22 protein-coding genes are annotated in these 26,563 nt (G+C 59.1%); 17 read left to right on the top strand and 5 right to left on the bottom strand.

Features of this window, described 5'->3' with window-relative positions; all coding sequences use genetic code 11:
• Genes hisH through coaA form a run of 5 tightly spaced genes read left to right on the top strand, consistent with a single transcriptional unit; the run spans position 1 to position 3,506 of the window.
• Complete coding sequence (gene hisH, locus FCH38_RS16330) at positions 1-651, top strand: imidazole glycerol phosphate synthase subunit HisH (RefSeq protein ID WP_153515384.1); 651 nt, start codon at positions 1-3, stop codon at positions 649-651.
• A gap of 1 nt (position 652) precedes the next feature.
• On the top strand, positions 653-1,396 hold the full coding sequence (gene hisA / locus FCH38_RS16325) for a 1-(5-phosphoribosyl)-5-[(5-phosphoribosylamino)methylideneamino]imidazole-4-carboxamide isomerase (RefSeq protein ID WP_174374377.1): 744 nt from the start codon (positions 653-655) through the stop codon (positions 1,394-1,396).
• A complete protein-coding gene (hisF, locus tag FCH38_RS16320; protein ID WP_149900321.1) occupies positions 1,393-2,169 on the top strand; it encodes an imidazole glycerol phosphate synthase subunit HisF in 777 nt (258 codons plus the stop codon). The genes hisA and hisF overlap by 4 nt, the downstream gene beginning before the upstream one ends.
• Before the next feature lie 15 nt (positions 2,170-2,184).
• The gene (locus FCH38_RS16315) at positions 2,185-2,508 is read left to right on the top strand and encodes a phosphoribosyl-ATP diphosphatase (RefSeq protein WP_149900322.1); all 324 of its coding nucleotides are present in this window, start codon (positions 2,185-2,187) and stop codon (positions 2,506-2,508) included.
• Positions 2,505-3,506, top strand: a complete 1,002-nt coding sequence (gene coaA, locus FCH38_RS16310) for a type I pantothenate kinase (RefSeq protein WP_174374376.1) — start codon at positions 2,505-2,507, stop codon at positions 3,504-3,506. Before FCH38_RS16315 ends, coaA begins: the two co-directional genes overlap by 4 nt.
• 47 nt (positions 3,507-3,553) lie before the next feature.
• Here the strand turns inward: coaA and lysM are convergent, their stop codons facing one another.
• The 3 genes from lysM to FCH38_RS16295 form a co-directional block, all read right to left on the bottom strand.
• The gene (lysM, locus tag FCH38_RS16305; RefSeq protein WP_174374375.1) at positions 3,554-4,006 is read right to left on the bottom strand and encodes a peptidoglycan-binding protein LysM; all 453 of its coding nucleotides are present in this window, start codon (positions 4,004-4,006) and stop codon (positions 3,554-3,556) included.
• Positions 4,007-4,092: 86 nt separating this feature from the next.
• The gene (gene arfB / locus FCH38_RS16300; RefSeq protein WP_153515388.1) at positions 4,093-4,527 is read right to left on the bottom strand and encodes an alternative ribosome rescue aminoacyl-tRNA hydrolase ArfB; all 435 of its coding nucleotides are present in this window, start codon (positions 4,525-4,527) and stop codon (positions 4,093-4,095) included.
• Positions 4,528-4,639: 112 nt separating this feature from the next.
• A complete protein-coding gene (locus FCH38_RS16295) occupies positions 4,640-6,250 on the bottom strand; it encodes a phosphoenolpyruvate carboxykinase (RefSeq protein ID WP_153515389.1) in 1,611 nt (536 codons plus the stop codon).
• A 339-nt stretch (positions 6,251-6,589) separates the two neighbouring features.
• On the opposite strand from FCH38_RS16295, the gene chvI reads away from it, so the two are divergent.
• The 12 genes from chvI to trxA all read left to right on the top strand — a co-directional run bounded on the left by chvI (position 6,590) and on the right by trxA (position 24,141).
• The gene (gene chvI, locus FCH38_RS16290) at positions 6,590-7,315 is read left to right on the top strand and encodes a two-component system response regulator ChvI (protein ID WP_149900603.1); all 726 of its coding nucleotides are present in this window, start codon (positions 6,590-6,592) and stop codon (positions 7,313-7,315) included.
• A gap of 56 nt (positions 7,316-7,371) precedes the next feature.
• Positions 7,372-9,162 (top strand): two-component system sensor histidine kinase ChvG, encoded by a 1,791-nt coding sequence (gene chvG, locus FCH38_RS16285; RefSeq protein ID WP_174374374.1) that lies wholly within the window; start codon positions 7,372-7,374, stop codon positions 9,160-9,162.
• Positions 9,152-9,616, top strand: a complete 465-nt coding sequence (locus tag FCH38_RS16280; protein WP_149900327.1) for an HPr kinase/phosphorylase — start codon at positions 9,152-9,154, stop codon at positions 9,614-9,616. The genes chvG and FCH38_RS16280 overlap by 11 nt, the downstream gene beginning before the upstream one ends.
• 125 nt (positions 9,617-9,741) lie before the next feature.
• Positions 9,742-10,143, top strand: a complete 402-nt coding sequence (locus FCH38_RS16275) for a PTS sugar transporter subunit IIA (protein WP_003505374.1) — start codon at positions 9,742-9,744, stop codon at positions 10,141-10,143.
• A gap of 11 nt (positions 10,144-10,154) precedes the next feature.
• Positions 10,155-10,430, top strand: a complete 276-nt coding sequence (locus tag FCH38_RS16270) for an HPr family phosphocarrier protein (RefSeq protein ID WP_149900328.1) — start codon at positions 10,155-10,157, stop codon at positions 10,428-10,430.
• Between the two features lie 128 nt (positions 10,431-10,558).
• The gene (ahcY, locus tag FCH38_RS16265) at positions 10,559-11,959 is read left to right on the top strand and encodes an adenosylhomocysteinase (protein WP_149900329.1); all 1,401 of its coding nucleotides are present in this window, start codon (positions 10,559-10,561) and stop codon (positions 11,957-11,959) included.
• 208 nt (positions 11,960-12,167) lie between these two features.
• Positions 12,168-14,753 (top strand): sensor histidine kinase, encoded by a 2,586-nt coding sequence (locus tag FCH38_RS16260; protein WP_174374373.1) that lies wholly within the window; start codon positions 12,168-12,170, stop codon positions 14,751-14,753.
• Positions 14,750-16,261 carry a tRNA (adenosine(37)-N6)-threonylcarbamoyltransferase complex ATPase subunit type 1 TsaE gene (gene tsaE, locus FCH38_RS16255; protein ID WP_174374372.1) on the top strand — a complete coding sequence of 504 codons (1,512 nt, stop codon included), beginning with the start codon at positions 14,750-14,752 and terminating at the stop codon, positions 16,259-16,261. The genes FCH38_RS16260 and tsaE overlap by 4 nt, the downstream gene beginning before the upstream one ends.
• Before the next feature lie 16 nt (positions 16,262-16,277).
• On the top strand, positions 16,278-17,015 hold the full coding sequence (locus FCH38_RS16250) for a nucleotidyltransferase family protein (RefSeq protein ID WP_174374371.1): 738 nt from the start codon (positions 16,278-16,280) through the stop codon (positions 17,013-17,015).
• Positions 17,012-20,197: a double-strand break repair protein AddB gene (addB, locus tag FCH38_RS16245; RefSeq protein WP_174374370.1), complete on the top strand. Its 3,186-nt coding sequence runs from the start codon at positions 17,012-17,014 to the stop codon at positions 20,195-20,197. Before FCH38_RS16250 ends, addB begins: the two co-directional genes overlap by 4 nt.
• Positions 20,187-23,744, top strand: a complete 3,558-nt coding sequence (gene addA / locus FCH38_RS16240) for a double-strand break repair helicase AddA (protein ID WP_174374369.1) — start codon at positions 20,187-20,189, stop codon at positions 23,742-23,744. Before addB ends, addA begins: the two co-directional genes overlap by 11 nt.
• Before the next feature lie 76 nt (positions 23,745-23,820).
• Complete coding sequence (gene trxA / locus FCH38_RS16235; protein WP_045019255.1) at positions 23,821-24,141, top strand: thioredoxin; 321 nt, start codon at positions 23,821-23,823, stop codon at positions 24,139-24,141.
• A gap of 48 nt (positions 24,142-24,189) precedes the next feature.
• On the opposite strand, the gene FCH38_RS16230 is transcribed toward trxA, so the two are convergent.
• Together FCH38_RS16230 and accD are read right to left on the bottom strand one after the other, a co-directional pair.
• Entirely contained in the window at positions 24,190-25,569 is a 1,380-nt protein-coding gene (locus FCH38_RS16230; protein ID WP_174374368.1) for a bifunctional folylpolyglutamate synthase/dihydrofolate synthase, read from the bottom strand.
• Positions 25,570-25,657: 88 nt separating this feature from the next.
• Complete coding sequence (gene accD, locus FCH38_RS16225) at positions 25,658-26,551, bottom strand: acetyl-CoA carboxylase, carboxyltransferase subunit beta (protein ID WP_174374367.1); 894 nt, start codon at positions 26,549-26,551, stop codon at positions 25,658-25,660.
• Positions 26,552-26,563 lie beyond the last annotated feature (12 nt).

The raw sequence follows: 26,563 nt of genomic DNA, 5'->3' as shown, positions 1-26,563 counted from the left end.
ATGCGCGTCGCGATCATCGACTACGGTTCGGGCAATTTGCGTTCGGCCACCAAAGCTTTTGAGCGTGCCGCCCGCGAGGCCGGCATCGACGCAACCATCGATCTGACCGACAGGCCGGATCACGTCGCTACAGCGGACCGCATAGTCCTGCCGGGTGTCGGCGCCTATGCGGATTGCCGCGCCGGTCTTGATGCCGTTCCCGGCATGCATGAGGCGCTTGTCGAAGCCGTCGAGAAGAAAGCCCATCCCTTCCTCGGTATCTGCGTCGGCATGCAACTGATGTCCTCGCGGGGGCTGGAAAAGACTGTCAGCTCGGGCCTTGGCTGGATCGAGGGTGACGTCGTGGAAATGACGCCGTCCGATCCCAGCCTCAAAATTCCGCAGATCGGCTGGAACACGCTGGAAATCCGCCACCCTCACCCCCTGTTTGACGGCATCAAGACCGGCGCAGACGGCTTGCACGCCTATTTCGTGCATTCCTATCATCTGGCGGCCAGGCATTCGACGGATGTTATCGCCACCACCAATTATGGTGGTGCGATGACGGCTTTCGTTGGCCGCGACAATATGGCGGGCGCGCAGTTCCACCCGGAAAAAAGCCAGACGCTCGGCCTTGCCCTGATTTCCAATTTCCTGCGCTGGAAGCCCTGACATGATTCTTTTTCCCGCAATCGATCTCAAAGACGGTGAGTGCGTTCGCCTGAAACTCGGCGATATGGACCAGGCCACCGTTTACAACACCGACCCCGGCGCGCAGGCGAAAGCCTTTGAGGATCAGGGTTTCGAGTGGCTGCATGTCGTTGATCTCAACGGTGCCTTCGCCGGCGAGACCGTCAATGGCGAGGCGGTCGACGCCATTTTGAAAGCCACGACAAACCCGGTTCAGCTCGGTGGCGGTATCCGTACCCTTGACCACATTGAGGCGTGGCTGAGCCGTGGGCTTGCCCGCGTCATTCTCGGCACCGTGGCGGTGCGCGATCCGGTTCTGGTTGTTGAAGCCTGCAAGCGTTTCCCCGGCCAGGTCGCCGTCGGCATCGATGCCAAGGGCGGCAAGGTTGCCGTTGAAGGCTGGGCCGAAGCCTCCGAACTCGGCGTCATCGAACTGGCCAAACGTTTCGAAGGTGCCGGCGTCGCCGCGATTATCTACACTGATATCGATCGCGACGGCATTCTCGCCGGCATCAACTGGGCTTCGACGCTGGAACTGGCCGACGCCGTCTCCATACCGGTCATCGCCTCCGGCGGCCTTGCCTCCATCGATGACATCAAGCGCATGTTGCAGCCGGATGCTGCAAAGCTCGAGGGCGCGATTTCTGGTCGCGCGCTTTATGATGGGCGTATCGACCCCGCCGAGGCGCTTGCCCTCATCAAGGCCACGAAGGAGGTACGCGCATGACCCTCAAAGCCCGTATTATTCCCTGCCTCGATGTGAAAGACGGCCGCGTCGTCAAGGGCGTGAACTTTGTCGACCTGATCGACGCGGGTGATCCGGTTGAAGCGGCGAAAGCCTATGATGCGGCGGGAGCCGACGAACTCTGCTTTCTCGACATCACCGCCTCCTCGGATAACCGCGACACGATCTTCGATGTCGTCTCGCGCACCGCAGATCATTGTTTCATGCCGGTAACGGTTGGCGGTGGGGTTCGCAGCGTCGCTGATATTCGCAAGCTGCTTCTGTGCGGCGCCGACAAGGTCTCGATCAATTCCGCAGCCGTCAAGGATCCGGATTTCGTGGCGCAGGCGGCCGATAAGTTTGGCAACCAGTGCATCGTCGTTTCCATCGACGCCAAGCGGGTTTCCAAGGACGGGGAAGCCGAGCGTTGGGAAATCTTCACCCACGGCGGACGCCAGCCAACCGGGATTGACGCCGTGGAGTTCGCCATCAAGATGGTGGAGCGTGGGGCAGGTGAATTGCTTGTTACCTCGATGGATCGCGACGGCACCAAGAGCGGCTATGATATCGGCCTGACGCGCAGCATTGCCGATCAGGTTCGTGTACCCGTCATCGCTTCTGGCGGCGTAGGCACATTGGATGATCTGGTGGCAGGTGTGCGGGACGGTCATGCGACCGCCGTGCTTGCCGCTTCCATCTTCCACTTCGGCACCTATTCGATCGGGCAAGCCAAAAGCTATATGGCCGAGCATGGCATCGCCATGCGCCTCGACTGATTGCAGGAACATCTCATGAGCGCATTTTCCCTTTCCGATCTGGAACGTATCGTCGCGACCCGCGCCGCCGCATCTCCTGAAGAATCCTGGACTGCCAAACTGGTTGCGGCGGGCCAGGAGCGTGCGGCGAAAAAACTCGGCGAAGAAGCGGTGGAAGCCGTCATCGCCGCCATCGCGAAAGACCGCGACGGGCTGAAAAATGAAGCCGCCGATCTGCTCTATCATCTGCTGGTCGTGCTGAAGATTGCCGACATACCCCTGGACGACGTTTTTACCGAGTTGCAGCGCCGGACCGGACAAACCGGCCTTGCGGAAAAGGCTGCGAGGCCGACATCATGAATGTCACGGCAGGCAGCGGGGAGAGAGGCATGCCAGGCACACTCGATCATTTTCGGCCGGATGAATATTCGCCCTATCATTTCTACAGTTCGGAAGAATGGGCGAAATTTCGCGCCGATACACCGCTGACGCTTTCCGCCGACGAGGTCAAACGACTGCGCTCGCTGGACGACCCGATCGATCTCGACGAGGTGCGGCGCATCTATCTATCGCTGTCTCGCCTGCTGTCTTCGCATGTGGAGGCATCGCAGCTGCTGTTCGAGCAGCGCAACCGCTTCCTCAATATGGGGGATGTGAACAAGACGCCTTTCGTCATCGGCATCGCCGGTTCGGTGGCGGTTGGAAAATCAACGACGGCGCGTATCCTGAAAGAGCTTCTGGCGCGCTGGCCTTCCAGCCCAAAGGTCGATCTCATCACCACTGACGGATTTCTCTATCCGAACGAGGTGCTGCGGCGTGAAAACCTGATGGAGCGCAAGGGCTTTCCGGAAAGCTACGATATCGGTGCACTCTTACGTTTCCTGTCGGCCATCAAGGCGGGCCAGCCGAACGTGAAGGCGCCACGTTATTCGCACCTGACCTATGACGTGTTGCCGAACGAATTCACTGTCATCGATCAGCCGGATATCCTGATTTTCGAAGGCATCAACGTGCTGCAGTCGCGTGACCTGCCGGCGGGCGGGAGGATCGTGCCGATCGTTTCCGACTTCTTCGATTTTTCGATCTATATCGATGCCGACGAGGATTTCATTCACAACTGGTATGTGAACCGGTTCATGAATTTGCGTCAAACAGCGTTCCGCGACCCGAATTCATTCTTCAATCGCTATGCGTCGATCAGCGAAGAAGCGGCGCTCAGCATTGCCGAGGGCCTCTGGCAGAACATCAACCTGAAAAACCTGCGCCAGAACATCGTTCCGACGCGCCCGCGTGCGGACCTTATTCTGCGAAAGGGAAAGAACCACCTGATCGATACGGTGGCGCTTCGCAAATTATAAAAAGATGCCGCGCAAGGCGGCACCTCCATCGCAAGCGATTAAACCTGTCAGGACGCAAGCTCAGGAATACGCAGAACCTGGCCGGGATAGATTTTATCGGGATGGGTCAGCATCGGCTTGTTGGCTTCGAAGATGATGTTGTTCTTCGCGCCATTCGCCTTGCCATATTGCGCTTCGGCGATCTTCCAGAGATTGTCGCCCTTCTTGACGGTGTAGAAGACGGGTTCTTTCGCCGGCGCTTCGGCCACCTTCAACTCGCCGGCCTCGACCTTGGAAATGCCGAGCGTATTTCCGACCGCGATGACCGCCTTTTCGAAAACCGACTGATCGGCCACGTTGCCCTTCAGAACGACCTTGTCGTCCACCACCTCGACCTGAACCTTGTCCGTGCCGAGATCGTGGGAAGCGAGTTCTTTTTTGACCGCTTCGACATCCGGGGCATCATCGCCGCCGATACCGAGCTTCTTTCCCGCTTCCTTGATGAAACTGAACAGACCCATAGCACCCTCCTTGGTTGTAAGGAGGCATACCAGACGATATTTGAAGCTCTATGACAAGGGCGAAAGATTTCGCACCAGATTGCCGCCTAATCCCCCGAGGGCTTACCGCGCATTTTCTTCACGTCCGAGCGACCGGACTTCGCCTTGAGGCGGCGTTCGACTGAACCCTTGGTCGGTTTGGTGGTTTTGCGGACCGGTGGCGGCGGGGCGGCGGCTTCGAGGATCAGCTCCTTCAGCCGCTCGCGCGCATCCTCTCGATTGCGCTCCTGGCTGCGAAACCGGCTCGCTTCGATCATCAGTACGCCGTCTTTCGAAACACGCCTGCCGCCAAGGCGGATAGCATTGGTTTTCACCCGATCCGTCAGAGATGGGGAATTGGCAATATCGAAAAACAGCTGAACCGCCGTCGAGACCTTATTGACGTTCTGGCCGCCCGGCCCGCCGGCCAGCACGAATTGCTCCGTCAGCTCCCAGCCGGCGATAGTGATACGGTTGCTGATGTAAAGCGGGTCGCTGGCCATGATCTTTCTCCGCGCCGGTGATGCCACAGATCGACCGGAATGAAAACAGCGGAGAAAACGAAAGAACCCGGCGTGAAGCCGGGTTCCCTCCTCCTCACGAATGAGGCTTTATTCATTCAGCCGCGAGCAAAAGGCCCGGTGCGGCATCGCGAACCTTGCTGTCGACATGATCTTCGAACTTGGTGAAGTTCGTGACGAACATGGAGACCAGCTTCGTCGCCTGCGCATCGTAAGCTGCGCCATCGGCCCAGGTTGAACGCGGATCGAGAATTGCACCGTCAACGCCATCAAGCGACAGCGGCACCGCGAAACCGAAATTCGCGTCGGTGCGGAATTGTGCATCCTTCAGCTCGCCGGTGAGCGCAGCCGTCAGAAGCGCGCGCGTCGCCTTGATGGGCATACGTTTGCCGATGCCGTAAGCACCGCCGGTCCAGCCGGTGTTGACCAGCCAGCAGTCCACGCCGTGCTTGCCGATCAGCTCACGCAGCAGGTTGCCATATTCCGCCGGGTGGCGCGGCATGAAGGGCGCGCCGAAGCAGGTGGAGAAGGTCGCTTCCGGTTCCGTCACGCCTTTTTCCGTGCCAGCGACCTTTGCCGTGTAACCGGACAGGAAGTGGTACATGGCCTGCTCCGGCGTCAGCCGGGCAATCGGCGGCAGTACACCGAAGGCATCCGCCGTCAGCATGATGATCGTCTTCGGATGGCCGGCAATGCCGGTTTCCGATGCATTCGGAATGAAGTGCAGCGGATAGGCGCTGCGGGTGTTTTCCGTCAGCGAAGTGTCGTTGAAGTCCGGAACGCGGTTTTCGTCCAGCACGACGTTTTCGAGGACCGTGCCGAAGCGACGGGTCGCGGCGTAGATTTCCGGCTCGGCTTCGGCCGAAAGCTTAATCGCCTTGGCATAGCAGCCGCCTTCAAAATTAAAGATGCCGTGTTCGCCCCAGCCATGTTCGTCATCACCGATCAGCGTACGCGAAGGATCGGCCGAAAGCGTGGTCTTGCCGGTGCCGGAGAGACCGAAGAACACGGCCGAATCACCCTCAGGACCAACATTGGCCGAGCAATGCATCGGCATGACGCCCTTGGCCGGCAGAAGGTAGTTCAGCACAGTGAAGACCGACTTCTTGTTTTCACCGGCATAGGAGGTGCCGCCGATCAGGACGAGACCATTGGTGAGATCGCAGGCGATGACGGTTTCTGTACGAACGCCGTGACGCGCCGGATCGGCCTTGAAGCTCGGCAGATTGATGATGGTCAGCTTCTGCTTGAAGCCCGCCAGTTTCTCCCGCTTCGGACGGATCAGTAGATTGCGGATGAACAGTGAATGCCAGGCAAGCTCGGTGACGACGCGTGTCGGCAGCGCATTTTCTTCGTCGGCACCGCCGATCAAGTCCTGCACGTAAAGCGTCTTGCCGGCGGCATGGGCCAGCATGTCCTGGCGCAGCAGTTCGAAGTTTTCCGGCGACAGCGGCTTGTTGTTGTCCCACCAGATGGTGTTCTCGGTGGAAGCATCGCGCACAACGAATTTGTCCTTCGGCGAACGGCCCGTGTGCTGACCGGTGACGGCGCGCAACGCGCCATCGATGGTCAGTTCGGCCTCGCCGTTGCGGATCGCCTCTTCGTATAATTCGCTCTCGTTGAGGTTATAAAAGACGCGGGACGCCTCGCCCAGTCCGAGTTCCGCAACTCCATTGGCAGGATTATGAACCCCAAGCTCGTTCATGACGCGTTCCTTGTTAATGACGATAAGGCTGTTGAAATTTTCACGGAAAATACGTGGCAGCTTTTGGAAACGCAAGAGCCGAACCTTAAAAAACTTAGTGATTTCAATATATTAATCGATTTAAAAGATTTTATTTCTTTTTAAATCGGTTTAAGGCGCATTTAAATTCGGTCGCCGCATTTTCGCTGAAATCCCCTTGTCCGGCCCCGCATGAAGCCGTCGAGTTTTCCTTTGCCACAATTTGTTCCACCTTTATACTCAAGAGAGTGGCTCACGGCGCGCAACCTTGGCTGGGTGGATGTCGGGAGTTACAAGAAAATGTCGATGGAGACCAACTACATGCAGACGATCGCGCTTGTCGACGATGACCGGAATATTCTGACTTCGGTATCGATCGCGCTCGAAGCCGAAGGCTACCGGGTCGAAACGTATACGGACGGCGCTTCCGCGCTTGACGGGTTGATCGCCCGTCCGCCGCAGCTCGCCATTTTCGACATCAAGATGCCGCGCATGGACGGCATGGAGCTGTTGCGGCGTCTTCGCCAGAAATCGGATATTCCCGTTATCTTCCTGACCTCCAAGGATGAAGAGATCGACGAATTGTTCGGCCTCAAAATGGGCGCCGACGACTTCATTACAAAACCCTTCTCGCAGCGCCTTCTCGTGGAACGCGTCAAGGCCATCCTGCGCCGCGCCAGCAGCCGCGACGCTGCCCCCGCTGCTGGCGGCACGCTGAAGCCGACTGCGGACCAGCAGGCCCGCACGCTGGAACGCGGGCAGCTGGCCATGGATCAGGAACGCCACACCTGCACCTGGAAGGGTGAGCCGGTGACGCTCACCGTCACCGAATTCCTCATCCTGCATTCGCTGGCGCAGCGGCCGGGCGTGGTGAAAAGCCGCGACGCGCTGATGGATGCCGCCTATGACGAGCAGGTCTATGTGGACGACCGCACCATCGACAGCCACATCAAGCGCCTTCGCAAGAAGTTCAAACTGGTCGATGGCGACTTCGATATGATTGAAACGCTTTATGGCGTAGGATATCGCTTCCGCGAAGCGGCCTGAATCGGCACGCAAATCGGAAGAAACCACCCGAAGAGTGGTGGCGAGGACTTAAATACGTGCTGAAGAAAACGCCGGAAACCGTCTCGGATAGTGACGATGCCGAAGAACGCGGCAGCGAACGCCGCCATCGTATCCATCCGCTGACGATCGTCCGGCGCATTTTCGGCAATGCAGTGTTTTCCAGCCTCACGCGCCGCATTCTTTTCTTCAATGTCGCGGCCACGGTCGTTCTGGTCGGCGGTATTCTCTATCTCAACCAGTTCCGTGAGGGACTGATCGATGCGCGCGTCGAAAGCCTTCTGACACAGGGCGAGATCATCGCCGGCGCGATTTCGGCTTCCGCTTCGGTCGATACCAATTCGATCACCATCAACCCGGAAAAGCTTCTCGAATTGCAGGCGGGACAGAGCATCACCCCCGCCCCCAATGATGAGGACCTGAGTTTCCCGATCAATCCGGAACGGGTGGCTCCGGTGCTGCGGCGGCTGATTTCGCCCACACGCACCCGCGCGCGGCTGTTTGATGCCGACGCCAACCTGCTGCTCGATTCGCGCCATCTTTATTCGCGCGGCCAGGTCCTGCGCTTCGATCTGCCGCCGGTGACGCCGGAAACCCAGACCTGGGGTGAATGGTTCACCAGCATGTTCAACCGCATGCTGCAACCAAGCAGCCTGCCGCAATACAAAGAAGCACCCGGCGGCGACGGCTCGATCTATCCGGAAGTGATGAATGCCCTGACCGGCGTGCGCGGCGCCGTCGTGCGCGTCACCGAAAAGGGCGAACTCATCGTTTCGGTCGCCGTGCCGGTGCAACGCTTCCGGGCCGTACTCGGTGTTCTGCTGCTCTCTACGCAGGCGGGCGATATCGACAAGATCGTGCATGCGGAGCGCCTTGCCATCATGCGGGTGTTCGGCATCGCCACGCTGGTCAATATCGTGCTGTCGCTGCTGTTGTCTTCCACCATTGCCACGCCGCTGCGGCGGCTTTCGGCCGCCGCGATCCGCGTGCGCCGCGGGGCACGAACCCGCGAGGAGATACCGGATTTTTCAGCACGTCAGGATGAAATCGGCAATCTCTCGATTGCCCTGCGTGAAATGACGACGGCGCTTTACGACCGTATCGATGCGATCGAAAGCTTCGCCGCCGACGTCAGTCATGAACTCAAGAACCCGCTGACTTCGCTGCGCAGCGCCGTGGAAACCCTGCCGCGCGCGAAAACTGAAGAGTCGAAGCAGCGGCTGACCGAGATCATCTTCCACGATGTGCGCCGCCTGGACCGTCTGATCAGCGACATTTCGGATGCGTCGCGGCTCGACGCCGAACTGGCGCGCGCCGATGCCGAGCCGCTCGACCTTGATGTGCTGATGAAGGGGCTGGTGGACATATCCCGCCAGATCAGCACCAAGAAGAAAAGCGTGGCAATCGACTATGTGGCCGACCGCAAGGCCGGAAGCAAAACCTCTTTCGTGGTGAATGGCCACGACCTTCGCCTCAGCCAGATCGTCACCAATCTGATCGAGAACGCCCGTTCTTTCGTGTCAGAGGATAACGGTCGCATCACCGTACGCCTTTCCCGCCACAAGGATCGCTGCCTCGTGCAGGTGGAAGACAACGGGCCTGGCATTCAGGCCGAAGATATCGACCGGATTTTCGAGCGGTTCTATACCGACCGGCCGGCAAGCGAAGGTTTCGGCCAGAACTCGGGTCTCGGCCTTTCCATCAGCCGCCAGATCGCCGAAGCCCATGGCGGCAGCCTCAGGGCAGAAAATGTCGTCGACAAATATGGCGTGATTTCCGGCGCGCGCTTCACCCTGTCGCTGCCGGCGGCGGAAGCCCATGAACGCTGAACGCTTCAACCTGCACGCCACCGCCATTGTCGTTCAAAATACGGGCATTCTTTTCACAGGGCCGTCCGGCAGCGGTAAAAGCGAGCTTGCCTTCAGCTTTCTGACCGAGGCTGAACGCTGCGGATTGCCGGCGGCGCTGATCGCGGACGATCAGATTTTCGTGTATCGCGACGGCGAAAACATCATCGCCGAGCGGCCGGCGGCGATCGCCGGATTGCTGGAATTGCGCGGTAGCGGCATTATCTCCATCAACAGCATCGCAAGCGCCACACTACATTTTGCGGTGACGACAGTTCTTTCACCGGAAAATCCGAGACTTCCCGAAGATGACGAAGCGTTTCTGCCGCCCTGCGGAGGACATCTTCCGCTTCTGCGCATTCCGCTTGCAAGTCTTACCCCTTACGGAAAATTTGCTGCACTTGCTCAAAATCTTTTTAAAACGAATGTGAAGTGACGATGATTCGGGCGATTTTAGGCTTGCGATTCGCATTTTCCTCATCAAGATGAAATCCCACCGATGGACAGGATTGCCGCGTTGCGATAGTCGGCAATGAGAGTGCGTGTGCAAGGGAGCATTTCATGATCGGACTAGTGCTTGTCACCCATGGCAAGCTGGCTGAGGAATTTCGCCATGCGTTGGAGCATGTCGTTGGTCCCCAGAAATTGATCGAGACGGTTTGTATCGGTCCCGAAGACGACATGGATCAGCGCCGGCAAGATATCATCGACGCCGTTGCGCGCGCCAATGATGGCAATGGTGTCATCATCCTGACGGACATGTTCGGCGGCACACCGTCCAATCTTGCAATCTCCGTCATGAATAACGGCAATGTCGAAGTCATCGCCGGGGTCAATCTTCCCATGCTGATCAAGCTTGCCGGCGTTCGCAGCGAAGACAACATGGACAAAGCCCTGCAGGATGCATCCGATGCCGGCCGCAAATATATCAACGTCGCCAGCCGCGTTTTAAGCGGCAAGTGAGAAATCAGCCCATGTCGCCTCTCTCCCGGGAATTGCCGATCATCAACAAGCGCGGTCTCCACGCTCGGGCATCTGCGAAATTCGTGCAGATGGTCGAGGGGTTCGACGCGACGATCACGGTTTCCAAGGACGGCATGACCGTCGGCGGCACCTCCATCATGGGGCTGATGATGCTGGCGGCCAGCCCCGGCTGCAGCGTTTATGTCGAAGCAAGCGGCAACCAGGCCGTGGAGGCGCTGGCCGCACTGGAAGCTCTGGTGGCCGACCGCTTCGGCGAAGAAGCCTGAGCCGGCGACATATAAAGACATAAAGACCTCTTTATATCATCATTGCCAGATCGTTTGTGGCCTGCTAAACCGCTGCTACGTTTAAAAGCCGGGCCAACAGGCGCGGCATTTCTGATCTGGAGAACTTCATGAGCCTTGAGAAGGACTACATCGTCGCCGACATCAACCTTGCCGCATTCGGCCGCAAGGAGCTGGACATCGCCGAAACCGAAATGCCCGGCCTGATGTCCTGCCGCAAGGAGTTTGGCGAAAGCAAGCCGCTCAAGGGCGCACGTATCACCGGCTCCCTTCACATGACGATCCAGACCGGCGTTCTCATCGAAACGCTGAAGGAACTCGGCGCGGACGTTCGCTGGGCCTCCTGCAACATCTTCTCGACGCAGGATCATGCGGCAGCGGCCATTGCGGCAGCCGGCATTCCGGTCTTCGCCGTCAAGGGCGAAACACTGACGGAATATTGGGAATATACCGACAAGATTTTCCAGTGGACCGATGGCGGCCTCTCGAACATGATCCTCGACGATGGCGGCGATGCCACCATGTACATCCTGCTTGGCGCGCGCGCCGAAGCCGGTGAGGACGTTTTGTCCAACCCCGGCTCTGAAGAAGAAGAAATTCTTTTCGCGCAGATCAACAAGCGTCTGAAGGCTTCTCCCGGCTGGTTCACCAAGCAGCGCGACGCGCTTAAGGGTGTCACGGAAGAAACCACCACCGGCGTTCACCGTCTTTACGATCTCAGCAAGAAGGGCCTGCTGCCCTTCCCGGCGATCAACGTCAATGACAGCGTGACCAAGTCGAAGTTCGACAACAAATACGGCTGCAAGGAATCGCTGGTGGACGGCATTCGCCGCGCAACCGACGTGATGATGGCCGGCAAGGTCGCCGTCGTCTGCGGTTACGGCGACGTTGGCAAGGGCTCTGCCGCCTCGCTGCAGGGCGCCGGCGCCCGTGTGAAGGTTACCGAAATCGACCCGATCTGCGCGCTGCAGGCCGCCATGGACGGTTTTGAAGTCGTTCGTCTGGAAGATGTCATCTCTTCCGCCGACATCTTCATCACCACCACCGGCAATAAGGACGTGATCCGCATCGAGCATATGCGCGAGATGAAGGACATGGCCATCGTTGGCAATATCGGCCATTTCGACAATGAAATTCAGGTCGCCTCGCTGCGTAACCTGAAGTGGACGAACATCAAGCCGCAGGTCGACATGATCGAGTTCCCGAAGGGCAACCGCATCATCCTTCTGTCCGAAGGCCGCCTGCTGAACCTCGGCAATGCCACCGGCCACCCGTCCTTCGTCATGTCTGCGTCCTTCACCAATCAGGTGCTGGGCCAGATCGAGCTCTTCACCAAGCAGGGCGAATACAAGAACGAAGTTTACGTGCTGCCGAAGCACCTCGACGAGAAGGTTGCGCGCCTTCATCTCGAGAAGCTCGGTGTTCGGCTAACAGAACTTTCCGACATGCAGTCGGATTATATCGGCATCTCCAAGCAGGGTCCGTTCAAGCCTGAACACTACAGATATTAATATCATAGTTAATATCCACTGAAATTACACAATATCTAGATGCCGCGCGCTTGACAAAGCGTGCGGCATCTTTTTTGCGCACTCCCTTTCCGCAGATTTATGAAGGCGGTATTGTCGTCAGACTTGATTCGGACACGCCAAAGGGCGGCGGGGACGAAATGGGATGTCTTGTCGAAGATGCGGCACATAGGACGGAGACAGACCGGGGATGACGGTTCACAATTCGGATCTGCGCGAGCAGACAGTTCAACGCGTTGAAAACACGCAAGCTGGCGTGGCATTGAGCGCGCAGGTTCTGGCGCATTGCCGGCTGGCGATCAGCGCGGTCCGGACAGGTTTTTCGCGACTTCCCGTGCTGATGTCGGGGACGATCCTTGCCGGCTCGGCAAGTGTTGCGCTGGCGCAGGACGGCCTTGTGGCAAAAACTGGTGCGCGGCTGTTCTCCTCCGGTGAAACAATCACCTATTCGCTCTTTGTCGGCATGCTTTCGGCAACGCTGTTTTCCGTCGTGTGGCTGGTGCGCCAGCGGGGCAACATCGAATCTGAAAGCAGCGAATTCCGCAAGGCGCTTGCCGAAACCCACCACAAGATCGCCAAATATGAGGCGCTGATTTCCGACAAGGGCCGACGCATCGTTATCTGGGACGGCGCCGACAAGCGGCCCGAATTTCTGGGACAATTGCCCGTGGAGACCGGTGCGCCGCAGGCGGATCATGATTTTCTGGCCTTCGGGCGCTGGCTGAAACCGTCCTCTGCGAGCCAGCTTGAAAAATCCCTCGAAAAACTTCGCAGCAACGCGCAGAGTTTCGATCTGACCATCGAGACGCAGCGCGGAGAAGTCATTGAAGTTCAAGGCCGGGTTTCCGGTGGCAACGCATTTGCGCGTTTCGTCGCGCTTAATAATCTGCGTGCCGAACTTGCTGAATTGCAGGTGGAGCGGGAGCGTCTGATCGCCTCGGTCTCAACGTTTCAGGACCTTCTGGATTCCATCGAGCAGCCGGTCTGGCGCCGCAATGGCGAAGGTGAGCTGACCTGGGTCAACCATGCCTATGCGCAGGCCGTGGATGCCCGCGATGCCGAACAGGCCGTTCATGAAAAACGCGAGCTGCTGAACACCGTTACCCGGCAGAAGATACGCGCGGCCGCGACGCCGGAATCACCCTATCATGACCGCATTTCGACTGTGGTTTCCGGCAACCGCACCTTCTTCGACGTCGTGGATATCAAGACAGCGGCTGGTTCGGCCGGCATGGCCATCGATGCCACCGAGACGGAAACCATCAGCGAGGAACTCAAGCGGGTTCTCAAGAGTCATGCCGAAACGCTGGATCATCTGGCGACGCCCGTCGCCATTTTCGACGGTCGGCAGCGGCTGCAATTCTACAATCAGGCTTTTGCGACCCTTTGGGGTTTCGATCTGGTTTTCCTCGAATCCGGTCCGGATAATTCCGAGCTTCTCGACAGACTGCGCACCGCCGGCAAATTGCCCGAGCAGCTGAACTGGAAGAACTGGAAGGAAACGGCGCTCGCCGTTTACCGTTCGCTCGATACCAAGACCGATCTCTGGCACCTGCCGAATGGACAGACGCTGCGGGTAATCGCGACGGCCCATCCGCAGGGTGGCGCGACCTGGGTTTTTGAAAACCTGACCGAACAGGTCGACCTGCAGATGCGCTACAACACGCTGGTGAAGGTACAGGGCGAAACCATCGACCATCTGGCCGAAGGTGTCGCCGTGTTCGGTGCGGATGGCCGCATTCGCCTGTCCAACCCGGCATTCCGGGCGCTCTGGGGTGTAACCTCCGAGCAGGCGGAAACAGGCACCCACATCCGTGCCATCGAAACCGCCTGCACACAATCCTATGACAGGCCAGATGGCTGGCGCGCCTTCAGCCAGTTCATTACCAGCTTCGATGATGAGCGCCCGTCCAAACAGGGCACGCTCGAACTGCTCTCCGGTCTCGTACTCGATTTCGCCATCATTCCGCTGCCGGATGCGCAGACCATGCTGACCTTCGTCAACATGACCGACAGCGTGCGGGCGGAACGGGCGCTCAAGGAAAAGAACGACGCACTTCTGAAGGCCGACGAGCTGAAGAACGATTTCGTGCAGCATGTTTCCTACGAATTGCGCTCGCCGCTGACGAATATTATCGGCTTCACCGATCTCCTGAAGACGCCCGGCATTGGACAATTGACGGACCGGCAGGCGGAATATCTCGACCATATTTCCACCTCGTCCTCAGTACTTTTGACCATCGTCAACGATATTCTCGATCTTGCGACCGTCGATGCCGGCATCATGCAGCTGAATTATTCGGACAATGATCTGAACGAATTGCTCGAAGACGTCTCGATGCAGATCGCCGACCGGCTGCAGGAGAGCGGCATTTCGCTTGAAATCGTCGCGCCGGCCCATCTCGGTAGCCTGGTGGCAGATCACCAGCGCCTGAAGCAGATCCTCATCAAGCTCCTGACCAATGCGATCAATTTCGCGCCTGAAGGCTCCGCCGTTGAACTGTCGTGCCAGCGTAGTGAAGGCGATTTCCTGTTCTCGGTGGCGGATAAAGGGCCTGGCATTCCCGAAGATATGCTGAAAACCGTCTTCGACCGCTTCGAGACGCGCGGCAATGGCGGGCGGCAAACCGGCGCGGGGCTTGGCCTTTCCATCGTCGAAAGCTTTGTCAGCCTCCATCACGGCACGGTCAGCATCGACAGCCGGCCCGGCAACGGCACCGTCGTCACCTGCCGCATTCCTTCCGGCGCGCGCCCGCATTCCATCGCCGCAGAATGAGCGAAGACGCCTTGCCGATCACTATTTCCCTTGAGGGAGAAAAAGATACCATCAGGCTCGGTGAAGACCTCGCGCTGGCATTGAAACCCGGCGATTGTCTGGCGCTTATCGGCGATCTCGGCGCCGGCAAATCGACACTCGCCCGCGCCTTCATCCGGGCGATGGCGGATGAACCCGATCTCGAGGTTCCAAGCCCCACCTTCACGATCATCCAGACCTATGCCGCCCGCATTCCCGTCGCCCATCTCGATCTTTACCGTCTTTCAGACGTTTCCGAACTGGACGAGCTCGGCATTGACGAGATGCTGGAGGACGGCATCTGCCTGATCGAGTGGCCGGACATCGCCGCCGAGATTCTGCCACCGGACCAGACCGTCACGCTCCGGCTGACGCATTCCGGTGAGGGGCGGCTGGCCTCCATCGAGGCTCCGGCACCACTGAAAACGCGGCTTGAGCGTGTTTTCGCCATTCGCGAATTCCTCACAAAAAATGGCAGGGGCGATGCGACCCGCCGTTTTCTGAGCGGTGACGCTTCCACACGCGCTTACGAGACCGTTTCCACGACTGGTCCGGACCTTATCCTGATGGACTGGCGACGCCCCTTGAGAGGCGCGATCATTGCCGATGGCAAAACCTATGCGGAAATAGCCCATCTGGCCCAGGATGCGCGCTCGTTCGTGGCGATCGGCGAGTATCTGCGAAACAGCGGCTTTTGCGCGCCGGAGCTTCTGGCAGCGGATATCGATCAGGGTATTCTCCTGCTGGAGGATTTGGGGCGCGACGGGGTGCTTGCGCCGGACGGAACGCCGATAGAAGAACGTTATCTGCAGAGCGTCGCCTGCCTCGCAGCCCTTCATCGGACCCCCCGACCCGACCTGCTGCCGGTGATTGACGGCGGCACCTATGAGGTTCCCCCCTTCGACCGGAAGGCGATGAAGATCGAAGTCTCGCTGCTGGCGGATTGGTATCTTCCCCACAAACGCGGTAAGCCGCTCACCGATAGCGAGAAGAGCGACTATGACGCCCTGTGGGATAGTCTGATCGACTCGCTCGCTGATTGTGAAACAGGGCTCCTGCTGCGCGATTTCCACTCGCCCAACCTTCTCTGGCAGGCGCAGAATAGCGGCATCTGGCAGGTCGGTCTGATCGATTTTCAGGACGCGATGATCGGCCCGACCGCTTATGACCTCGCCTCCATCGTGCAGGATGCCCGGGTTACCATTGAGCCCGAACTGCAGGCGCGTCTGTTTTCGCACTATCTTGAGTGCAGAAGAGTAAAGTCTTCTTTCGATGAGACCGCTTTCCTCAAGGCTTTCGCCATCATGTCGGCGCAGCGCAATTGCAAGCTTGCCGGTATCTGGGTGAGACTGTTGGAACGGGATAAAAAACCCGGTTATATGAAACATATGCCGAGGACGTTCCGCTATCTTGCCGCAGCGCTTTCGCATCCGGAACTTGCGCCTCTTCGAGACTGGTGTGTCCGTATGGGCATGGAATTCAACGACTGAAAGACGGTTGCCGACGATGACGATCAAAAACGCGATGGTGCTGGCCGCCGGGCTTGGCACGCGGATGCGCCCGATCACCGATACGATCCCGAAGCCGCTCGTCAAGATCGCCGGTAAGCCGATGATCGACTATGCGCTCGATGCCCTTATCGAGGCCGGAGCGGAGAAGATCGTCGTCAACGTGCATCACCATGCCGACCAGATGTTCGCCCATCTCGAAAGCCGCACCGACGCGGAAATCCTGATTTCCGATGAGCGGTCGCAGCTGATGAATTCCGGTGGCGGGCTTGCCAAGGGCCTGAAACTGCTGGAACCCGGCCCGGTCTTTGTCATGAATGCCGATCTTTTCTGGATAGGCGAGCAGTTGAATGCGGTCAGCAATCTGCGCAAGCTTGCGTATTTCTTCGATTCTACGCGCATGGACATGGCGCTGCTTTGCGTCTACATGGATCGCACCACCGGCCATAACGGCAAGAGGGATTTCAACCTCTCCGATGAGGGGAAACTGGTGCGGTATCGCGACGGCGACCCGAACCCGGTGGTTTATGCCGGCGCCATCGCCATGGATTCAAGCCTGCTGAACGATGCGCCGGCCGATGCCTTCAACCTCAATATCTATTTCGACCGCGCCATTAAAAATGACCGGCTTTTCGGGCTTTCGCTTGACGGCCACTGGATCACCGTCGGCACGCCCGATGCCATAGACGACGCCGAAAACATCATCCGGCAATTCAGGGAAAAACGCTCTGCATGACCACGTCCCGCCACGAAAAGCGCGTCCTGACGATCGCTGCGGGAACACCGTTCCTCAAAACGCTCGCTGAAACGCTGTGTGACGGGACACTGACAGCCGGCTATAGATATGACGCTGCGGATCCGCTTTCGCTCGCCAAGGTGACGATCTATGTACCGACGCGACGCTCCGCCCGTGTGCTGCGCTCGGAATTCGTCGATCTTCTGGGCGGGCGGTCCGCCATTCTGCCGCTGATCCGGCCGCTCGGCGAAACGGATGACGATAGCGGCTTCTTCGATATCGAAAATCCAGAAATTATGGATCTGGCGCCGCCGATTTCCGGCACCGGCCGGCTGATCGAACTGGCGCGTCTTATTCTGGCCTGGCGCAACAGCCTGCCAGACGCCATCCGGGCGATCCATTTGGACTCACCGCTCGTCGCGCCCGCCAGCCCCGCCGACGCCATATGGCTGGCGCGTGCGCTTGGCGAGGTGATCGATGCGATGGATACGGAAGAAAAGGACTGGGAAGCGCTTCAGCATCTCGACACCGGCGAACATGCGCAATGGTGGCAGCTGACGGCGGATTTCCTGAAGATCGCCAGCGTCTTCTGGCCCGCGCGCCTTGCCGAACTCAACCGCTCTTCGGCCGGCCGGCATCGAAACGGCATCTTACGGGCCGAGGCAAACCGACTTGCCAATTTGCCGGATACGGGACCGATCATCGTGGCCGGGTCTACCGGCTCCATTCCGGCCGCAGCCGACCTCATCGCCGCCGTTGCCGCCTTGCCGCAGGGCGTCGTTGTGCTTCCGGGGCTTGATGTTGCCATGCCGGAAGAGCAATGGGAGGCAATTGCCGAAGACCCAACCGACCCTTCGAGCCGCACCCATTCGCAATACGGGCTTTACATGCTGCTGCAAAAGCTTGGCATGCTGCGGGACGATGTGGTTCAGATTGGCGTCATCGATGGCGATCTCGAAAAGCGCGCGGCCGTTTTTTCGGCAGCACTCGCACCGGCCAAATCCACCAGCGACTGGAACCGCTGGCGCGAGGACAGGCATCCCGGATTTTTCGACGATGCTTTTGCGGCAGCAACCCTGATAGAAGCCGCCAACGAGCGCGAAGAAGCGACCGCCATCGCGGTGGCGCTCAGACTGGCGCTTGAAGCGCCGGGCGATGGACGTCCTTCGCAAGCAGCGCTGATCACCCCCGATCGCGGTCTGGCGCGACGCGTTGCAACGGAACTGCAACGCTTTGGCATCGAAGCCGACGATTCGGCCGGCACGCCACTGTCCGCCACGCCGCAGGCGGGGCTGACACAATTGGCACTGGAAGCAATTTTGAGACCCGGAGACCCGGTGCCGATCATTTCGCTTCTGAAACATCCGCTCGCCCGTTTTGGGCTATCTCTGGAAGCTTTTGCGAGAGCATCAAAGGCACTGGAGCTGATCGCGCTGCGCGGCGGCCGGGTCGAAACCGAAATCGGCAATCTGGAAGCGGTTCTGGATGCGCAGCTGGTGGCACAGCGCGATGACCGGCATCCACCCGCATGGCGGCTGGCGCTGCAGGAGGGAAGCGTCGAAGCCGCGCGCGATTTGGCCCGCCGCATCGCCGTTTCGACAGAGCCGCTCAGCAGCGCATTTGTGCGCCGCGACCGGTCGGGCCGATCTTTCACCGATAAATTGCCGCTTTCCGACTGGGCTAAACGCACCGGCCGGGTAATCGAAGCGGTCTGTGCGGATGAAAACAACGATCTGGCCGCCTTGTGGTCCGGTGAAGCGGGCGACAAGCTTTCCGAGCTGTTTGGTGAACTGATGGAAAGTGGCGAAATCCTCGACGCAGACGGACCGCAATGGGCCGATATTTTCGCAGCGCTGGTGGCCGGCGAATCGATCAAACCACGCTCCATGCGCCATCCGCGCATTTTTATCTTCGGTGCCCTCGAGGCGCGGTTGCAAAGTGTCGACACCGTCGTCATCGGCGGCCTGAATGAAGGACTTTGGCCCGGTCAAACCGCAAACAATCCCTTCCTGTCCCGCAGCATGAAGACCGCGATCGGGCTGGAGCCGCCGGAACGGCGCATCGGCCAGCTTGCGCATGATTTCGAGATGGCGAACGGCACCCGGCACATTTTCTACACCCGAGCGCTCCGGCAAGGCTCCACGCCCGCCGTCGCCTCGCGCTGGCTGCAACGCCTTCTGGCGCTGGGCGGCGAGGATTTTGCCGGAAAGCTGAAGAACCGCGGCGAGACCTATCGTCATTGGGCCGGCCTGATGGATGAAAGCATCGAGCAGGAGCCAGCAAAACGCCCTGCCCCGAAGCCGCCTGCCGATCTGCAACCGAAGAGCTATTCTTTCAGCGAAGTAGGACGGCTGCGCCGCGATCCCTATTCGATCTATGCGCGGCGTATTCTGAAGCTGGACCCACTCGATCCGTTCAACCGTGACCCGAATGCGGCCGATCGCGGCACGCTCTACCACGCTATCATCGAGCGTTATTCGCGCGAGGGGCACATTCCCGGCACGCCGGCCTCGCTCGACGCCATGCAGCGCATTCTGGATGAAAGTTTCGACGCGGAAGACCTTCCCTCCCATGTCGATGTCATCTGGCGTCCGCGTTTCGAGGCCGTGGCACGCGCCTTCATCGACTGGGAGAAAGAACGTCATCCATCCATCCGCCAAAGCTTCTTCGAAGCGCGCGCCGGACAGGAAATCGCCGAGGCGGGAATAAGGTTGACGGGCATTGCCGACCGCATCGACATCAAGACCGGCGGCCAGGCGGATATTATCGATTACAAGACCGGACTTGCGCCTTCGGTCAATCAGGCCCGCGCGCTGCTCGACCCGCAGCTTGCCTTGGAAGCAGCGGCGCTGATGCGCGGCGCGTTCCGGGAGACGGGTGCGCAAACACCTGACAAGCTCATCTATGTGCGTTTGCGGCCGGGTGATCGTTTTTTTGCCGATCAGGTGAATAACGAGCACTCCACCCGGAGCAGCAAAAAAGCGCCTAAATCGGCCATCGAACTGGCGACGGAATCGATCGACCAGCTAGCCAAATTCGTGCGTTCGTTGCGGGACGGTGAAAACGGTTTCGCCTCGCGGCTGGTGCCAGAGGAGCAACAATCCTATGGCGGGGAATATGACCATCTCGCCCGCGTTTCGGAATGGTCAACGGCAGAACCGGGAGACGGCGATGACGATTGATGCCATCGATCACGGCCCGGCCGCTGACACCCCTCAAAGCTGGATCGACTGGACGAGCGCCCGGCAGCGGCTTGCCTCTGACCCCGCAAGTTCCGCCTGGGTTTCGGCCAATGCTGGTTCCGGCAAGACGCATGTGTTGACCCAGCGCGTTATCCGCCTGCTTCTGGCCGGCTGCCGTCCTTCGGCGATCTTATGCCTTACCTATACCAAGGCGGCCGCGTCTGAAATGTCGAGCCGTGTCTTCGACCGGCTGGCGGAGTGGGCAACTTTGCCGGATACCGATCTTGGGGATCGTATCACGGCCATCGAAGGCAAAACACCGGATCGTCTCAAGCTTGCAGAAGCGCGACGACTGTTCGCCAAGGCGCTGGAAACGCCGGGCGGGCTGAAAATCCAGACGATCCACGCTTTCTGCGAGGCATTGCTGCATCAGTTTCCGCTGGAAGCCAATGTCGCCGGTCACTTTTCCGTTCTCGATGATCGTGCAGCAACTACCCTCTTGGCCGAAGCGCGCCGGTCGCTTTTGACAGCTGTTTCAACGGAAGGCGACACGGCACTGGCACAGGCGCTTGCCTATGTGCTTGATCTTGCCGACGAGAGCGGGTTGGAGTCTCTTCTCTCAGCCATCATCACCAATCGCAGCGCCCTTCGCGCCTTTCTGCTGGAGGCAAAACAATCCGGCGGCATCGATGCCCGTTTGCGACAGGCGATGCAGATCGCCGATGGGGAAACCGAGGAAACGGTCGCAGCAGCCTTCTGGCCCCTGCCCGGCCTTTCCGGGCTGGCGCTCGACACCTATCTGACGCTTGCCGATGAGGTGGGCGGATCGCGCGTCATCGACGTCGCTTATGCCCTGCGGGAAGCCAAGCGGCAGTCGGATCCCGTGCGGCGGATGGAATTCATCGAAGCTGCGCTATTAACGGCCAAGGGCGAGAAGAAATCGGATGCCTATGTCATCAACAAGGGCATGCAGAAATCCGCCCCCGATCTTGTCGATGCGCTGACGCTGGCGCGCGATCATGTCGTTGCCTGCCGCAACCGTTACCGTCTGGTGCGGATGCTTGGCGCGACGAAATGCGCGCTTGTTCTGGCCGAAAGGCTGATCGGCGATTTCGAGGATCTGAAAAAGCAGCGAAGCCAGCTCGATTTCGAAGATCTGATCGAACGCGCCGCCAACCTCCTCAACCGCGATACGGCTGGTGCCTGGGTGCACTACAAGCTTGATCAGGGCATAGACCATATTCTCGTCGACGAGGCGCAGGATACCAGCCCGGTACAATGGTCGATCATCCAGTCGCTGGCGGCGGATTTCTTCACCGGCGAGAGTGCACGCATGGGCCGGCGCACGCTATTTGCCGTGGGTGATGAAAAACAGTCGATCTATTCGTTTCAGGGCGCGCGACCGGAACGGTTTTCACAGGAGCGCGACGAAACCAAGAGGCGCGTCGATCAGGTGGAGCAGGCGTTTCACCGTATCCGCCTGCCGCTCTCCTTCCGTTCGACGGAAGATGTGCTGGCCGCTGTCGATCAAGTGTTCTCGGACCCGAAAAACGCCAGTGGCCTCAGCGCCGATAACGAGCCTGTCGAACATCGCTCCAACCGCGCCGGGCATCCCGGCACCGTGGAAGTGTGGGACATGGTGGCGCCGGAAACCGCCGATGACGAAGAGGACTGGACCGCGCCTTTCGACGCCTTGAGGGAAAGCGCACCTGCCACCATCGTCGCCCGCCGGATCGCCGCGCGTATCGCCGACATGATCGGAAGCGAAACTATTATCGAAAAAGGCGTGGAACGCGCCGTCGAAGCGGGCGACATTCTGGTGCTGGTCAGAAAACGCCACGCCTTCGTTAATGCGCTGACTCGGGAGCTGAAACGACGCAAGAACATTCCCGTTGCCGGTGCGGACCGACTTCGCCTGACCGACCACATTGCCGTGCAGGATCTTCTGGCACTCGGCCGATTCGTTGTCTTGCCGGAGGACGATCTTTCACTGGCGGCGCTGCTGAAGAGCCCACTCTTCAACCTGACGGAAGATGACGTGTTCAACGTCGCGGCAACGCGATCGGAAACGGAGAGTGTCTGGCTGCGGCTGCACGTGCTTTCGCAGGAAGAAAACAGCCACTTCGTACCGGTTGTCAGCAAGCTGGAAAACTTCATCGCGCTTTCAAAAACGGCAACGGTGCATGACTTCTTCGCGGCTGTTCTGACCTTGCATGATGGGCGCAAAAAATTCCTCGGGCGACTTGGCAACGAGGCCAGCGACGTTCTCGACGAATTCCTGTCCTTTGCTCTCGACCATGAAAGAACCGGCCTGCCCGGCCTGCAGGCCTTTCTCTCCGTTCTGGAGACCGATTCGCCGGAAGTGAAGCGCGAGCAGGACAAGGATCGCGGCGAAGTGCGGATCATGACCGTGCATGCCTCCAAGGGCCTTGAAGCGCCGGTCGTTTTTGTCGTTGATGGCGGTTCGAAAGCCTTCAACCACAGCCATGTGCCGAAACTGCGCTTCGTCGAGGCGGATGGGGACGCCGTCCCTGTCTGGCTGCCCGGCAGCGGCTTTTCCAATCATCTCATTCGTTCGGATGAAGAACGCCTGAAGATAGCCGCGGAAGACGAATATCGCCGGCTGCTTTATGTGGCCATGACCCGCGCAGCCGATCATCTGGTCGTCTGCGGTTATCGCGGCCAGAAAGAAAACCCCGAATGCTGGCATGCGATCGTCAAGGCGGCGCTTGCAGATAGTCAGGATCACTGCCAGCCACAGCAGTTCGTGGCCGACGGCGAGGAATGGCAGGGGCTTGTCTGGCGCAAGTCCAAGGCTCGCCCGACATCTGCCCCGCAAAGGTTGCCAGAACCGCAGAGGCAGGAAGAATACGCTCTTCCGGCGGGACTTCTCACCCCCTTGCCGGCCCTGCCCTCCCTGCCGAGGCCGCTCAGCCCTTCGGGCGCGGGCACGATCATCGATGATGGGGCGGACGATCTTGCCGTGCGTTCACCACTGTTCGGTGAAAAGGCCGATGTCTCCTCTCTGGCGCTGCAACGGGGCCGGCTGGTGCATCGCATGCTGCAGGCCCTGCCGGATTTCGCCGAGATTGAACGGGAAGACGCAGCCCACCGTTATGCGGAACGCGCGGCCCGTTTCTGGCCGGCTGCCGAGCGGAAACATCTGATACAGGCGGTTTTGCGGGTCATCTCCGAACCGGCAGTACAATCGGCTTTTTCAGACAATAGCCGTGCTGAAGTATCCATCATGGGCACGATGGCGATCGGCCGGCAGCAATATGCCGTTTCCGGCCGTATCGACCGGCTGGCGGTGGATAGTGATCGCGTCATTCTGGTGGATTACAAGACCAACCGCGTTCCACCGCGCGACGTGCGCGAGATACCCTTTTCTCACACAGCACAGCTTGCCATCTATCGTGAAATTCTCGCACCGCTTTATCCTGGCAAAGAATTTGTCTGCGCGCTGATCTATACGGAAAATGCTAGCTTTATCCGCGTTGACGACGATGCCATGATGCAGGCTCTTGTCGCAATAAAGACAAAGTGAGATACCGGGCATTGAAATTTCGATGCGCCCGTATCACATCGATAAAGAAAAAGTTTAGCTGAAAGGAGAGCCAGATATGGCTACCGTAAAAGTCGACGCCGCCAACTTCCAGTCCGAAGTCCTCGAATCCTCCGAACCCGTTGTGGTGGATTTCTGGGCCGAATGGTGCGGCCCGTGCAAGATGATCGCGCCGAGCCTGGAAGAAATTTCGTCCGAGCTTGCAGGCAAGGTCAAGGTCGCAAAGCTCAATATCGACGAAAATCCGGAGTTGGCCGCTCAGTTCGGCGTGCGCTCGATCCCAACCCTTGCTATTTTCAAGGGCGGCGAAGTGGCTGACATCAAGGTTGGCGCTGCACCCAAGACAGCGCTTTCCGCCTGGATTTCCGGCGCCGCATAAGCAGTTTTTCAGGGAATGAAAAAAGCCCGGCATCACTGCAGGGCTTTTTTATTGGGGAACCGTACCGTTCAAAGAAAGAGCGTTGCCGGCAAGATAAAGCGATCCGCCGATAAGAATGCGCGGCGGCGGCCCTTCCGGATCGAAACGGCGGGAAAGCTCATCCAGCGCCTCGGTGAGAGACGAGGTCGGTGCCGCAACCAGCCCGGCATCGAAGGCCGCATGGGCGAGCACGACGGGATCAATCGCCGCATCAGTGCCGCCGATCGGCACGGTGAAGACATATTCGGCAATATCGGCGAAAGCCTTGAAATAGCCTACCGGGTCCTTGGTATTGATCATGCCGGCGATAATGAACAGCGGCCGGGGCGTCTTTTCCTCAAACCCTGCCATGGCCTCGGCAATGACTTCGCCAGCGCCGGGGTTATGACCGCCATCGATCCAGATTTCCGCATCCTTCGGGGCCATTTCGGCAATCCTGCCGGTCTGGATACGCTGCAGACGGCCGGGCCATTCCACTGACGTCATGGCCTTTTCGATCATCCGCTCCGTCACTTCGAAACCCGCAGCCTTGACGGCGCGGATGGCGGCGGCGGCATTGGCAAGCTGGTGGCGGCCTGGAAGCCGCGGCAGCGGTGCATCGGTCAAGCCGAACTCATCCTGATAGACCATGCGGCCAAATTCTTCATGGGCGGAAAAATCCTGCCCGTAGACCGACACGGGGCAACCGAGCCGCTCAGCCGTCGCAACAAGCGTTTCCAGCGCCGCATCATATTCCTGATGGCCGATGACGACGGGAGAACCCGACTTCATGATGCCGGCCTTTTCGGCGGCGATCAGCTCCACGCGGTCGCCGAGATAGGCCTGGTGGTCCAGCGAGATCGGCATGATGACAGACACGGCAGGATTATTGATTACATTGGTCGCATCGAAGCGGCCGCCCAGACCAACCTCGACGACGGCGGCATCGGCGGGCTGTTCCGCAAAGAGCACGAACATTGCGGCGGTCAGAATTTCGAATACCGTTATCATCTGCCCGCCATTGGCAGCTTCAATACGGCGCAGCGCATCCGCAAAGACCTCGTCCTCGACATAACGGCCCTTATCGCCGGCAACGCCGATGCGATACCGTTCATGCCAGTTGACGAGATGCGGAGAGGTATGAACGTGGACGGAAAGACCTGCGGCCTCCAGTAGAGCACGACAAAAGGCCGTGACCGAACCTTTGCCGTTGGTGCCTGCCACATGAATAACGGGCGGCATCCTATTCTGGGGATTGCCGAGTTTTTCGAGAAGACGGGAAATTCTGTCGAGTGAAAGATCGAACCCCTTGGGGTGGAGCTGCATCAGCTCTTCAATGATCTTCTCTGCCTCACTGATCGCGGGCTTCGTCATGTCTTCTGTTCGCCTTTCAGGCGTTGTCTTGGCCATTTGTCCGCCGCACCCAAAATGATGAATCATGCAACGTATAACGTCACCCCGAAGGCGTTTTCCCGCCTCCGGGCGACATATTTTTCAATCAGGCCGAAGCGGCGAGCGGAATGACTGCGTTTGCTTCCGCCGGAGCCTTCGTCATGATCTTGAGAAGGCTTGCCAGCGTATCGGGGATTTCGCGGCGGTCGATGACCATGTCCACCATGCCGTGCTCGAACAGATATTCCGATGTCTGGAAGCCTTCCGGCAGTTTTTCGCGGATAGTCTGTTCGATCACGCGTTTGCCGGCGAAGCAGATTTCCGCACCCGGCTCGGCAATATGAACATCACCCAGCATGGCGTAAGAGGCCGTGACGCCGCCGGTCGTCGGGTTCGTCAGAACCACGATATAGGGCATGCCCGCCTCTTTCAGCATGTTCACCGCAACCGTGGTGCGCGGCAACTGCATCAGCGAGAGAATACCTTCCTGCATGCGGGCACCGCCAGACGCCGGGAACATCACGAGCGGGCAACGCTCGGATATGGCGCGCTCGAAGGCCTTGACGATGGCTTCGCCGGCGGCAATGCCGAGAGAGCCGCCCATGAACTGGAATTCATGCACGACGGCAACGATCTTCAGGCCTTTCAGGAGACCGACGCCGGCAAGGATGGTGTCTTCCTGCTCGGTCTTCGTGCGGCTGTCACGCAGGCGATCGGTGTATTTCTTGGAATCGCGGAACTTCAATGGGTCCTGCGCCACCTTCGGCTGAGCCAAGGCCTCATAGACGCCGCCATCAAAGAGGTCGGTAAGCCGAGCTTTCGCCGGCATCTTCATGTGATAACCCGAGGCCGGGATAACCCACTTGTTATCCTCGAGATCCTTATGGAAGACCATCTCACCCGTTTCCGGGCACTTGATCCACAGGTTCTCCGGAACCTCCGGACGGCGGCCAAGCATGGAATTGATCCGGGGCCGAACGTAATTGGTGATCCAGTTCAATCAACTACTCCT

This window comes from Agrobacterium tumefaciens (assembly GCF_013337285.1).
In the GTDB taxonomy this organism is placed as follows: domain Bacteria; phylum Pseudomonadota; class Alphaproteobacteria; order Rhizobiales; family Rhizobiaceae; genus Agrobacterium; species Agrobacterium burrii.
This window is presented reverse-complemented; position numbering and strand designations above follow the sequence as displayed.

Excerpts from the sequence above, each read along its gene's own strand:
- trxA (WP_045019255.1), top strand. The coding sequence starts at position 23,821 with ATGGCTACCGTAAAAGTCGACGCCGCCAACTTCCAGTCCGAAGTCCTC.
- FCH38_RS16275 (WP_003505374.1), top strand. The coding sequence starts at position 9,742 with ATGATCGGACTAGTGCTTGTCACCCATGGCAAGCTGGCTGAGGAATTT.
- lysM (WP_174374375.1), bottom strand. The coding sequence starts at position 4,006 with ATGGGTCTGTTCAGTTTCATCAAGGAAGCGGGAAAGAAGCTCGGTATC.
- arfB (WP_153515388.1), bottom strand. The coding sequence starts at position 4,527 with ATGGCCAGCGACCCGCTTTACATCAGCAACCGTATCACTATCGCCGGC.
- FCH38_RS16295 (WP_153515389.1), bottom strand. The coding sequence starts at position 6,250 with ATGAACGAGCTTGGGGTTCATAATCCTGCCAATGGAGTTGCGGAACTC.
- FCH38_RS16260 (WP_174374373.1), top strand. The coding sequence starts at position 12,168 with ATGACGGTTCACAATTCGGATCTGCGCGAGCAGACAGTTCAACGCGTT.
- hisA (WP_174374377.1), top strand. The coding sequence starts at position 653 with ATGATTCTTTTTCCCGCAATCGATCTCAAAGACGGTGAGTGCGTTCGC.
- chvI (WP_149900603.1), top strand. The coding sequence starts at position 6,590 with ATGCAGACGATCGCGCTTGTCGACGATGACCGGAATATTCTGACTTCG.
- FCH38_RS16230 (WP_174374368.1), bottom strand. The coding sequence starts at position 25,569 with ATGGCCAAGACAACGCCTGAAAGGCGAACAGAAGACATGACGAAGCCC.
- hisH (WP_153515384.1), top strand. The coding sequence starts at position 1 with ATGCGCGTCGCGATCATCGACTACGGTTCGGGCAATTTGCGTTCGGCC.
- FCH38_RS16315 (WP_149900322.1), top strand. The coding sequence starts at position 2,185 with ATGAGCGCATTTTCCCTTTCCGATCTGGAACGTATCGTCGCGACCCGC.
- tsaE (WP_174374372.1), top strand. The coding sequence starts at position 14,750 with ATGAGCGAAGACGCCTTGCCGATCACTATTTCCCTTGAGGGAGAAAAA.
- ahcY (WP_149900329.1), top strand. The coding sequence starts at position 10,559 with ATGAGCCTTGAGAAGGACTACATCGTCGCCGACATCAACCTTGCCGCA.
- coaA (WP_174374376.1), top strand. The coding sequence starts at position 2,505 with ATGAATGTCACGGCAGGCAGCGGGGAGAGAGGCATGCCAGGCACACTC.
- addB (WP_174374370.1), top strand. The coding sequence starts at position 17,012 with ATGACCACGTCCCGCCACGAAAAGCGCGTCCTGACGATCGCTGCGGGA.
- addA (WP_174374369.1), top strand. The coding sequence starts at position 20,187 with ATGACGATTGATGCCATCGATCACGGCCCGGCCGCTGACACCCCTCAA.
- FCH38_RS16250 (WP_174374371.1), top strand. The coding sequence starts at position 16,278 with ATGACGATCAAAAACGCGATGGTGCTGGCCGCCGGGCTTGGCACGCGG.
- hisF (WP_149900321.1), top strand. The coding sequence starts at position 1,393 with ATGACCCTCAAAGCCCGTATTATTCCCTGCCTCGATGTGAAAGACGGC.
- FCH38_RS16270 (WP_149900328.1), top strand. The coding sequence starts at position 10,155 with ATGTCGCCTCTCTCCCGGGAATTGCCGATCATCAACAAGCGCGGTCTC.
- FCH38_RS16280 (WP_149900327.1), top strand. The coding sequence starts at position 9,152 with ATGAACGCTGAACGCTTCAACCTGCACGCCACCGCCATTGTCGTTCAA.